This window comes from Bradyrhizobium sp., assembly GCF_036009065.1.
GTDB lineage: Bacteria > Pseudomonadota > Alphaproteobacteria > Rhizobiales > Xanthobacteraceae > Bradyrhizobium.
The window spans coordinates 1-11,199 of record NZ_DASYMN010000088.1 but is presented as its reverse complement, the minus strand read 5'-3'; the positions used below and the strand labels follow the sequence as shown (position 1 = coordinate 11,199).

At 62.7% G+C, this 11,199-nt stretch carries 10 protein-coding genes and 1 pseudogene; 6 read left to right on the top strand and 5 right to left on the bottom strand.

What is annotated here, in order from left to right; translation table 11 throughout:
* Positions 1–197: aldo/keto reductase (locus tag VGP39_RS05460; protein ID WP_327567086.1), on the top strand; the 197-nt coding region annotated here is incomplete at its 5' end.
* 53 nt (positions 198–250) lie between these two features.
* Here VGP39_RS05460 and VGP39_RS05455 read toward each other — a convergent pair.
* On the bottom strand, positions 251–523 hold the full coding sequence (locus tag VGP39_RS05455) for a hypothetical protein (RefSeq protein ID WP_327567088.1): 273 nt from the start codon (positions 521–523) through the stop codon (positions 251–253).
* A 118-nt stretch (positions 524–641) separates the two neighbouring features.
* Positions 642–1,912: pseudogene (locus VGP39_RS05450) on the bottom strand (serine hydrolase domain-containing protein).
* A 261-nt stretch (positions 1,913–2,173) separates the two neighbouring features.
* Between VGP39_RS05450 and VGP39_RS05445 the strand changes: the two are divergent.
* From VGP39_RS05445 to VGP39_RS05435, 3 genes are all read left to right on the top strand, one after another.
* Positions 2,174–2,512: a helix-turn-helix transcriptional regulator gene (locus VGP39_RS05445; RefSeq protein ID WP_327567085.1), complete on the top strand. Its 339-nt coding sequence runs from the start codon at positions 2,174–2,176 to the stop codon at positions 2,510–2,512.
* Entirely contained in the window at positions 2,502–3,782 is a 1,281-nt protein-coding gene (locus tag VGP39_RS05440; protein WP_327567084.1) for a type II toxin-antitoxin system HipA family toxin, read from the top strand. The genes VGP39_RS05445 and VGP39_RS05440 overlap by 11 nt, the downstream gene beginning before the upstream one ends.
* 77 nt (positions 3,783–3,859) lie before the next feature.
* Complete coding sequence (locus VGP39_RS05435; protein WP_327567083.1) at positions 3,860–5,143, top strand: amidohydrolase/deacetylase family metallohydrolase; 1,284 nt, start codon at positions 3,860–3,862, stop codon at positions 5,141–5,143.
* Between the two features lie 37 nt (positions 5,144–5,180).
* Here VGP39_RS05435 and VGP39_RS05430 read toward each other — a convergent pair whose 3' ends face one another.
* The 3 genes from VGP39_RS05430 to VGP39_RS05420 form a co-directional block, all read right to left on the bottom strand.
* Complete coding sequence (locus VGP39_RS05430) at positions 5,181–6,401, bottom strand: citrate transporter (protein ID WP_327567082.1); 1,221 nt, start codon at positions 6,399–6,401, stop codon at positions 5,181–5,183.
* 105 nt (positions 6,402–6,506) lie between these two features.
* Complete coding sequence (locus tag VGP39_RS05425; RefSeq protein ID WP_327567081.1) at positions 6,507–7,748, bottom strand: PLP-dependent aminotransferase family protein; 1,242 nt, start codon at positions 7,746–7,748, stop codon at positions 6,507–6,509.
* 143 nt (positions 7,749–7,891) lie between these two features.
* Positions 7,892–8,365 (bottom strand): DUF3124 domain-containing protein, encoded by a 474-nt coding sequence (locus VGP39_RS05420; RefSeq protein WP_327567087.1) that lies wholly within the window; start codon positions 8,363–8,365, stop codon positions 7,892–7,894.
* A gap of 145 nt (positions 8,366–8,510) precedes the next feature.
* Here VGP39_RS05420 and VGP39_RS05415 point away from each other — a divergent pair, with 145 nt between their 5' ends.
* On the top strand, positions 8,511–10,235 hold the full coding sequence (locus tag VGP39_RS05415) for a cation:proton antiporter (RefSeq protein ID WP_327567080.1): 1,725 nt from the start codon (positions 8,511–8,513) through the stop codon (positions 10,233–10,235).
* A 149-nt stretch (positions 10,236–10,384) separates the two neighbouring features.
* On the top strand, positions 10,385–11,199 hold an 815-nt coding region (gene ribB / locus VGP39_RS05410; RefSeq protein WP_327567079.1), incomplete at its 3' end, for a 3,4-dihydroxy-2-butanone-4-phosphate synthase.

Sequence of the window (11,199 nt, the reverse complement as noted above, 5' to 3'; positions counted from 1 at the left end):
CGGCGCAGGTCGCGCTGAAATGGCTGCTCGACCAGAACGGCGTCGCCGCGATTCCGAAGGCGTCGCGCGCCGAAAGCCAGAAGGCCAATCTCGACGCGTTGCATGTCGGGCTCGACGATGAGGATCGCGCCGCGATTGCCGGGCTGCCGAAGAACAAGCGCTTTGTGAATCCCGGCTTTGCCCCGGCATGGGATTGAGCTTTCACGCATAAAAAAATGGCCCCTTCCGGGGCCATTTCCATGATCGCAAATCAATAACGGCAGTCGCGTCCGTGCTTGATGATCACGACCTTCTTGTCGTGACCACGATGCCAGCCGCTGTCCCGATGGGAGCGGCCACGGAATTCGGCGCGGGCGCCGTAGCCACCGCCACGCTTGATGACGACCTTGCTGGCGTGGCCGCCACCATAGCTGTCATGATGACCGCCGCCGCGCTTGATTACGACCGTTTCAGCACTTGCGATGCTGGGGGCTGCGATGGCAAGAGTGGCCAGCGCCGCGATAATATATCCAAATTTCTTCATGATGTCCTCTTCCTCCAAATTGGGTGAGAATAGAACATCGGACATGCAGTTACGTTCCCGATGGAACCACAGGAAAATTCTGAACAGACGTTCAGCCTTGGTTAACGCAGGTCGCGCGCTATTCCATGATAGCCTGATACACCAGCGCGTTGATCTTCTGCCGGTAGTGCCAGCGGATCGGGCCGGGCGCCGCCGACAGATACACCACCGCGAGTTCTTCCTTCGGATCGGCCCACCAGTCGGTGCCGCTGGCGCCGGGCCACGAGAACTGCCCGACCGAGCCCATCATCTTGACCACGCCCGGCGTGGTGCGCACCGCAAGGCCGAGGCCGAAACCGTAATCGGCGCGGGTCGGATCGGCGTTGCCGACGAGGTTCTTGATGTTCGGCCCGAGCTGATCCGAAAGCATGTAAGCGACGGTGCGAGGTCCGAGCAGGCGGGCCTCGCCGGAGCGACCGCCGTTCATCAGCATCATCGCAAAGCGCAGATAATCGGTTGCGGTGGAGGCCGCGCAGCCGCCGCATTCGAATTTGAGCGGTTGCGTCAGTTCCGGCGTGCGGGCCTGCGGCTTGGCGGTGTCAGGGTCGACCGGCAGCGGCCGCGCGTAGCGCGCCGCCTTGTCCGGCGAAATCGAGAACCCCGTGTCGGTCATGCCGAGCGGCGTGAACAGATTGGCCTGCAGATATTGCCCGAGCGATTGGCCGCTGATTTTCTCGATCGTCAGCCCGAGCACGTCGAGCCCAAAACCGTAATCCCACACCGTGCCGGGCTGATGCAGCAGCGGCAGCGACGCCAGCCTGTCCATCAAGGCGGCGCCGTCATAGTCGCGCGACGCGTCGCCGCTACCGCCCGGATACATCTTGTGCACCACCGTGCTGCCGCGCCCGCCATAGACGATGCCGGAGGTATGCCGCATCAGGTCCTGAATGGTGATCTTGCGGTTGGCCGGGACGGTTTCCTCGACCGGCTCGCCGGCATCGCGCAGGGCGACGCGCATGTCGGCGAATTTTGGGAAGTATTTCGCGAGCGGATCGTCGATCAGGATGTTGCCCCGCTCGTAAAGCATCAGGGCGCGACCGCCGTCGTCGGCTTGGTCATCGAGGCGATGTTGAAGATGGTATCGGTAGTCATGGCAACGCCGGCCGCCTTGTCGCGCCAGCCATAAGCGTCCAGCGCCACCAGTTTGCCGCGCCGCGCGATCGCGATCACGGCGCCGGGAATCCGCCCGGCTTCAATGTCGGCCCTGAGCGTCTCGCCGATCCGCGCCAGCCGCTCGCTGGAGAGGCCGACCTCTTCCGGTCTTGCGCGCGGCAGCGGATCGTCGGCAAACGCGGTTACGCTGGAAGCCGCAAGGCACAGCGCGGATGCGAGAATGCGGATGGCAGCCATGGGACATCTCCCGTTCGGGCCTCTGGAAGGCCCGTTGATGAAGCGGGAAGACTAGGGGAATAAGCGCGATGTGGCCAAGGCGCAGTTGCGGCATCATTCTCGTTGGCGGTAACCGGATATGGTGTAGGCAGGAAATTTTGTGCTATTAAAAGGACGGGAAGCAATCCTGTGTACTATTCATGAGACAAATACTCCTTGCCGATAAGGCAGGATTATCCTATAAATAGAACACAAATAGCCTCTCCGTTCTATTCATGAGACATGGTAAAGCTCTCCACACGACCATATTCCCGCTACAGCCGCGAGGCCGCGCTCGTGCTCGGGCAACTGATCCGGCTGGCTCGGATCGGCCACAAGCTCACATTTGCGGAATTGGCTGAGCGCGCGGGCGTCTCGCGGGGACTGCTTCATCGCATCGAAAGGGGCGACCCCGGCTGCGCCATCGGCTCGGTATTCGAAGTCGCGGCCATCGTCGGCGTTCGCCTGTTCGATGCCGATCAGCCTACGCTTGCGAAGGCCGTCGCCAACAACGAAGCAATGCTGGCGCTGCTGCCCAAATCGGTCCGCAAATCACCCAGGGCCGTGAAAGATGACTTCTGAAGCACACCACGATGAAGCCTATGTCTGGATTTGGTTGCCCGGCGAGACCGCGCCGGTCGTCGCCGGCGTACTGGCCCGCATCGACGACCAACTGATCTTCAATTACGGCCGCAGCTATCTTGCTCGCAAGGCCGCGATCCCGATCTACGATACCGAACTCCCGCTGCGGCCCGGCGCGCTGCCGCTGCTGCCCGGTCTGTCGATGCCGAACTGCATCCGCGATGGCGCGCCCGACGCATGGGGGCGGCGGGTCATCATCAACCGCAAGCTCGGCGCGCAGGGCAGACAGATCGACCCTATCGAACTCGATGAACTTACCTACCTGCTGGAATCCGGCTCCGACCGCGCCGGCGCGCTGGATTTCCAGCTGTCCCCGAGCAAATTCGTGCCGCGTACGTCGGCGCAAGCCGGTCTCGACGATCTGCTGCATGCCGCCGACAAGGTCGAGGAGGGCGTGCCGCTCAATGCCGATCTCGACCAGGCGCTGTTTCACGGCAGTTCGCTGGGCGGCGCGAGGCCGAAAGCCCTGATCTCGGCCGACGACCGCAAATACGTTGCGAAATTTTCCTCGCGCAATGACGAATACAGCGTGGTCAAGGCGGAATACATCGCGATGCGGCTCGCCGATGTCGTCGGCATTTCCGTAGCCCCGGTTCGCCTCGTCGGCGCGGCCGGCAAGGACGTGCTGCTGATCGAGCGCTTCGATCGCGAGCGGACGAACCAAGGATGGCGGCGCAAGGCCATGGTCTCCGCACTCACGCTGTTCGGCCTCGACGAGTTGATGGCGCGCTATGCGAGCTATGAAGATCTCGCAACCATCATCCGCCACCGTTTCCAGACGCCCGCCGAAACGTTGCATGAACTGTTCCGGCGGCTGGTGTTCAATATTCTCTGCGGCAATACCGATGACCATGCCCGTAACCATGCGGCGTTCTGGGATGGCCACAGCCTCAAACTAACGCCGGCCTACGATATCTGTCCGCAGCAGCGGGCCGGCAACGAAGCTACGCAAGCAATGCTCATCATCGGCGACCAACGCTTCAGCCAGCTTTCCGTCTGCCTCAAGGCCGCTCCGGTATTTCTACTGTCCGCGCAAGCCGCCCTTGCTGTCGTGGCGGACCAGATCAAAAAAATCCTCGAGCGGTGGGAAGCTGTCTGCGACGAGGCGAGACTGAGCGTCGTGGACCGGCAATTATTCTGGCGGCGCCAGTTTCTCAATCCGTTCGCTCTTGAGGGTGCGCCGCCTGAAATTGCAAAATTGGTCGAATAGAAAACGACGCGCTTGCGCAATCGCGGCGTTGGCTTCATCATCCCCGCACAAGAATAAACTGCAGGGGAGACGCCAGCATGTCCGCATTGTCACGCCGCAATTTTCTCGCGCTGTCCGGATCGGCCGCCGCCGCGACGTTGTCGGGCCGCCTCGCCAGCGCCGCGATGGGACCGAACGACAAGTTCGATCTCGTCATCAAGGGCGGCGACGTGCTCGATCCCAGCCAGTCGCTGCGGGGAAAACGGGACATCGGCATCCGCTGGGGCGCGATCGAGGCGATTGAGGCCGAAATCCCGGCGGCGCGGGCGTCAAGAACCATCGACGCCACGGGCAAGCTGGTCACCCCCGGCCTGATCGACCTGCATTCGCATGTCTACCCCTACGGCTCGGCGATCGGAATCCCCGCCGACGAGCTGGCGCAATTTCAGTGCACGACCACGATGGTCTCGGCCGGCGATGCCGGCGTCAACAATCTGGCGGCGCTGCGGCGCTACATCGTGGCGCAATCGCGCACGCGGATTTATGCCTTCGTGCACATCGCCAACAACGGGCTCTCGGCATTCCCGGTCGCCGAGCTTTACAACATCGACAACGCGCAGATGGAAGCCTGCGCCATGGCGCTTTCGGAAAATCCGGATTTCCTGATCGGGGTAAAAGTGCGGATGTCGGAGAATGTCATCTTCAAGCATGGCCTCGAGCCTTTGAAGCGCGGCATCCAGGCCTGCGAGATGTGCGGCTGGCCGGCCAAGATGATGGTGCATATCGGCGGCGTCGAAACCGGTCAGCTGATGTCGGATATCCTGAACCTGATGCGGCCCGGCGACGTGCTGACGCATTGCTATTCCGGCGCGCCGAACATCGCCGGCGCCTTCACCAATATCGTGCAGGACGGCAAGCTGTTGCCGGCGGCGCTTGCCGCCAAGCAGCGCGGCGTGATCTTCGACGTCGGCCACGGCGGCGGCAGTTTTGACTTCACCGTGGCGGAGGTGGCGATCCCCGGCGGCTGCGGGACGGATACCATCTCATCGGACATCCACGTGTTTTCCGGTAATTCGCCGGGCATGCCGTATCTGCCGAACGTGATGAGCAAGTTCATGACGCTCGGCTATTCGCTGGAGCAGGTGGTGGCGATGGCGACATCAGCGCCGGCGAAGATCATCAACAAGGCGCCGAAGATCGGCACGCTGCAGGTCGGCGCGCCCGGTGACGTTGCGATCATGGAACTGGTGGAGGGGCCGGTGTCGTTCGTCGATACCCGAAACAACAAGCGCGACGGCAAGGCGCTGTTGAAGCCGGTGCAGACCGTGATCAACGGCGTGCCGTTCGGCCGGCCGTATCAGGCGCCGTTCGCGGTGAGGTAGCGTGCGATCAGCTTTGAAGCGTGCGGAACCGCCGCCTTCAATGCGGCGCGTCGGGATGCCAGCCGAGCAGCGCGAGCATCACGAAAAACCCGATGACGTAGGCGATGGCCACGGGCCAGCCTTGCCCGACCCAGCGTCCGACCGATTTGGCTTCCGGATACATGTTCGCCAGCGCCACGCCCGCGGACGAGCCGAACCAGATCATCGATCCGCCGAAGCCTACGGCATAGGCAAGATATCCCCAGTCGTAGCCGCCCTGCTTCAGCGCGAGCGCGGTGAGCGGAATGTTGTCGAAGACGGCGGATACAAAACCAAGCCCGAGCGCGGTCTGCCATGAGGCCACCGGCAGCTTCTCGACCGGCATCATCGAAGCCGCGGTCACCAGCGCCAGCAGAAAAATCGTGCCTTTGATTGTCGCGGGCATGACGCTCCAGTCCGGCTGCCGCAGCGGACTCGTCAGCAGGATGATCGCCCAGACCGCGAGCCCGAGCACGGGAATCGCGTCGAGCAACGCGGGAAATTTCAGGTTCGCGGTTACGTTGGCAACCAGCGCGGCAATGAGAATGGCCGCGACGATGAACACCCGCGTTGCGTCCACCCTCAATCCCGTCGGCGGCTTCTTCAAGATCGGAGAAAGGCGATACTGTTGCATCGACGCCGGCACCGCGAAGATCAGGAGCGCGACGACGGCGGCAACATAAGCCTCGAGGACGCTGAGCGGACTGACGCCCGCGATCCACATCATGGTGGTGGTTGTGTCGCCTACGACGCTGCCGGCGCCACCGGCATTCGAGGCGGCCACGATACCAGCGAGATAGCCGATATGGACCTTGCCCTGAAATACGCGCCGGGCCACCGTTCCGCCGATCAGGGCCGCCGCAATGTTGTCGAGAAAGCTCGACAGCACGAACACCATGATCAGCAGCACCACGCCGCCTTTCCAGCCCTCAGGAAGCAGCGCCGGCATTTTGTCCGGGATCCGGCTCTCCTCGAAGTGCCGGGATAACAGCGCGAACCCCGTCAGCAGCAGAAACAGATTGGCCAGGATGACCCATTCATGCTGCATGTGGAGGCCGAAGCCCGAGGCCCCCACGCCGGTTTTGAATCCGGTGAAGGCGAGTTTGTAGATGACAATGGCCGCAAGTCCGCCGAGCGCGATTGGAAGCGTATGATGATGGAACAGTGCGACGCCGAGCAGGGTGAGCGCGAACAGGATGAAGTCGAGGGGTATTCCGAGCAGCAGAACAGGTTCGACCACAATGACCTCAAGCTGATGGGAAGTTCGATCGATCGCGTTGTAACATATTGCTTGGTCCGGCGCCGATAGGCTCCGCGACATCGTGTGAAATTGCCTTTAGTCGAATCACGCCCGCGCATGCTTCTCGACATTCGCGATCCGCGCCGGCACGCCGAATTCCCGGCGGCACACCTCGGCCAGCGCGGCGACGCCTGCGCGGATTTCGTCGTGCGACGGGCTGGCGAAGCACAGCCGCATCCGGCTCTTGCCGTAGGCCTTGTCGGTAGACCATTCCGGCCCGGGATTGATGGCGACGCCGGCGGCGATCGCTGCCTGGTACAGCTTTAGCGTATCGACATTGTCGGGAAGCTTCACCCACAGGAAGATGCCGCCTTTCGGATCCTCGAATTCCGCCGCGGTGCCGAACTGTTCGTTGAGCGCCTCCATCAGCGTGTCCAGCTTGGCGCGCAACCCCTTGGTCAGCTTCGGCACATGCGTGGTAAAATGCGGCGCGCAATATTCCGCCAGCACCATCTGCTCCAGCGCGCCGGAACCGGCGTCGGTTTTCAGCGCCAGCATGCGCGACATCACATCCCAGGATGCGACGATGAAGCCGACCCGCAGCGCCGGCGCGATCGATTTGGAAAATGAGCCGATGTGGATCACGCCGCCATTGGTGCTCATCGCGTAGATCGCGGGCGGACGCTCGCCGTTCCAGATCAAATCGGCATAGCAATCGTCCTCGAAGATCGGCACGCCGTAGTGCTGCGACAGTTTCAGCAGTTCGAGGCGGCGGGCCTCGGGCATGATGGTCCCGGTGGGGTTCTGTACCGTCGGGATGGTGTAGATGTATTTCGGCTTGACGTTCTTGCCCTCGAGGTCTTGCAGCGCCGCCGCCAGCGCGTCCATCCGCATGCCGTCGCCGTCGAGCGGGATGCCGACCATGTTGACGCCGAGCCGGGTCAGGCGGTTCAGCGCGCCCTGATAGGTGTCCTGCTCGATGATGACGGTATCGCCGCGCGCCAGCAGCGTGTGATTGACCAGATCGAGCGCCTGCAGCGAACCGGAGACGATCAGGATGTCGTCGGCGGTGCAGGCGATGCCGGCGTCGCGCTTGAGCTTGCCGACAAGAAATTCGCGCAAGGGACGGTAGCCCTGCGGCCCGCTGGCGAGGCCGTAGGTTGCGAGCGTCTTGCCCTCGCGCTTGAGCACGGCGTTGGCAGCCTCAATCAGGCCGTCGAGCGGAACCTGGTCCGGATCGTTGTTGCCGCCGATGAATGAGTATTTCGCCAGTCCCGTCCACCGCGCCGCGGCTGGAGGCAATCCGGGCGGCAGCAGGGTCGAGAAGTCGAACGATTCGGTGGCCATGAGCGCCGTCTCCGTTTTTGTTTTTAAGTTGAAACGTTTGTTCTCGTCATGGCCGGGCTTGTCCCGGCCATCCACGTCTTTCTCGTGCGTCCATTCAGTAAAGGCGTGGATGCCCGGCACAAGGGCGGGCATGACGATTCATGCTAATTCCCCCCGATCACCTTCACTAGCCGTCCCTGGCTGATGAACGCGTATTGCCCGCTGCCGAGGCCGCCGAGCATCAGCGCCTCGATCACCGGCTCGGCGATCGGCCCGTCCGCGGCCCAGTCGACGATAAAATTGGCGCCAGTGCCGCCGCGGACGTCGGTGGTCGGGATGAACACCTCGATGGTCGCGAACGGTTTCAGCGCCACCGGTTCCTTCAGGTAGCTCTGCACCGGCTTGCCGTTGGTGTCGAAATACGCGATCCGCCGCACCACCAGGGGCCGCGTTTCGGAGGCGTTGTGGATGTTCAGGGTGACAGAAAAATCCGCCCGCAACCGGCCCTCGCTCAGCGACACGCTGGAATACGCCGGAACGTAGAACGATCCGGTGATGCCGAGTTTTTCCGACGGAAGTGCGGTCAGTGAGGTCGCAAAACGCTGCTCGATGCCGGGCCCGGTCTGTGCCGACGCCATCGGCGCTGCCAGCAGCGCGATCAGCACAACGATATTTCGGACCGGACTGCGGCAGATCGCGCGTTCGACATTCCCAATTAGCGCTTTGACCGTTGCGCACGCGCCTTTAGGCTGTGGTGCAAGAGACGCTGGACGGTTTGGAATCATGCACGAGCTTATTCGCGACATCACGCTATGCATCCTGTTCGCCTGGGGACTTGGACTTTTAGCCCATTTCACCCGGCAGCCGTTGATCCTGGCCTACCTTATCGCCGGGTTTTTCATTGGTCCATTCGGGATGGGGTGGGTCAAGTCGCAGGAGTCGATCCAGATCATCTCCGAACTCGGCCTGATCTTCATGCTGTTCATGATCGGGCTGGAAATCGACCTCAAGAAGATCATCCGCGCCGGCCGCGTCATCCTGTTCGCCGCCGGTGGCCAATTGATCGGCGGCTGCCTTCTCGGCGTGCTGTTCTTCATGGGCATCAGCCGCGTGCTGGGAGGCGGCGGCTTTGACGGGCTGTATCTCGCCATCGCCTGCACGCTGTCGAGCACCGTCATCATCGTCAAAGTGCTCTACGAAAAGCGTGAGTTGGATACGCTGCCGGGGCGCATCACGCTTGGCGTGCTGGTGCTGCAGGACATTTTTGCGATCCTGTTCCTCGCGGTGCAGCCGAGCCTTGCCGATCTGCAGGTCAGCGTCATCCTGCTGTCGATCGCGCGTGTCGTGGCATTGGTGGTCACGGCGTTGGCGCTCAGCCGCTACGTTCTGCCGCCCTTATTCCACCAGATCGCGCGCCGTCCGGAACTGGTGCTGCTGGGCGCGCTGGCGTGGTGTTTTCTGATCGGCGAGATCGCCGAATTGCTGCATCTGTCGCGTGAGATGGGCTCGCTGGTCGCCGGTGTGTCGATCTCGACATTTCCCTACGCTCTGGACGTCACGGCGAAAGTCACCACGCTGCGCGACTTCTTCATCACGCTGTTCTTCGTGGCGCTGGGCATGACGATCCCGATTCCCAATCTGTCGGTGATCGGGCTCGCGCTCATCATCGCCGCCTTCACGGTGGTCAGCCGCGTGGTTACGACCTTCACCCCGCTGTATCTGATGAAGCAGGGCCTGCGCGCCAGCCTGCTGCCGGCGATCAACCTGGCGCAGATCAGCGAGTTCTCGCTGGTGGTGATCCAGACCGGCATCACGGCGGGGCATATCAAGACCCAGACCGCAAGTGCCGCCTCCTTCGCGTTCGTCATTCTGGCGGTGCTCAGCACGTTCGTGATGATGCGCAGCGACCAGATCGTACGGATGGCGATCGGGCCGTTGAAGCGGATCGGCCTTCGCGATCTCGATCACCGCCACGCCGAGGAGGGCGACGAGGGCGGCCACGGCGAGGGGCGGCGCATTCTGATCCTCGGATTTTTTCGCGCCGCCAGCGCGCTGATGAGCGAGATCGAGCGCCAGAACCCGGGACTGCTGGACCAGATCGGGGTGGTCGATTTCAACCCGGTGGTGTTCCAGACCCTCAAGGGGCGCGGCGTGCACGTGACCTACGGCGACATCAGCAATGTCGATACGCTGGTCCATGCCGGCGTCGGCAACGCCGAGATCATCATCCTGAGCGTACCGGATTCGCTGCTGAAGGGTGCCAACAACGAAAAGCTGGTCCGTCACGTCCGCTCGCTGAACCAGACTGCGAAGATCATCTCGACCGCCGATGTGTTGTCGGATGTGGCGGACCACTACGCCGCCGGCGCCGACTATGTGGTGGTGACGCGGCTCAGCGACGCCCACGAACTGTTTAATGTGATCGAGGCAGCCGATCAGGGATTGCTCGAGGACAAGCGCGCCGAAGTCGACACCCGCCTGAGCGAACGGCGCGAAGTGCTGCCGTAGCCAATCTTACCTCTTCCCGCCCTTGCCGGGAGAGGTCGAAGCCGTAGCGCAGCGAAGGCTTGTTGTAACGTCATTGCTCCCTGGCGTCATAGCGCTGGCGCGGGCGGCCAAGTCCGGCTAAATGCTCTCAGCATAGAGCGAGCACATCCATGGCCCATCCGATACCCGAAGTACTGCAGGCGTTTGCCAACGGCGAAATCGTCGTCGTCACCGACGACGACGACCGCGAAGGCGAGGGCGACCTGATGGTGGCGGCGTCGCTGTGCACGACGGAGAAGATGGCATTCATCATCCGCCATACCTCGGGCATCGTCTGCGCGCCGGTCACCACCGACGACGCGCGCCGGCTGCGGCTTGACCCGATGGTGGCCAACAATGATTCAAATCATACTACCGCCTTCACGGTCTCGATCGACTACAAGCCCGACAACGGTACCGGCATTTCGGCGGACGAACGGGCCTCGTGCTGCCGTGCGCTGGCCAATCCCAACGCCGGCGCCAACGATTTCGCGCGGCCCGGCCACGTATTTCCGCTGATCGCGCGCGACGGCGGCGTGCTGCTGCGCTCCGGCCATACCGAGGCTGCGATCGACCTCTGCAAGCTCAGCGGCCTGCCGCCCGTCGCCGTCATCAGCGAATTGATGAACGACGACGGCACCGTGACCAAAGGCGCGCAGGTGGCGCGGTTCGCGGCGGAACACAAGCTCAGGCACGTCACCATCGCCGACATGATCGCGTACCGCCAGGCGCGCGAAAAGCTGATCGAGCGGGTCTCGACCTTTACCACCGAAAGCCCGATCGGACCGCTGCAGGGCTACGCCTATCGCTCGCCGTTCGACCCGATCTGTCACGTCGCCTTCGTCTACAAGGGCATCGGCGACGGCAAGAACGTGCTGACCCGGTTCCACAAGCCCAATATCGTCAAGGATATTTTCTTCGGCAATCAGCGCATGCATGTGGCGCT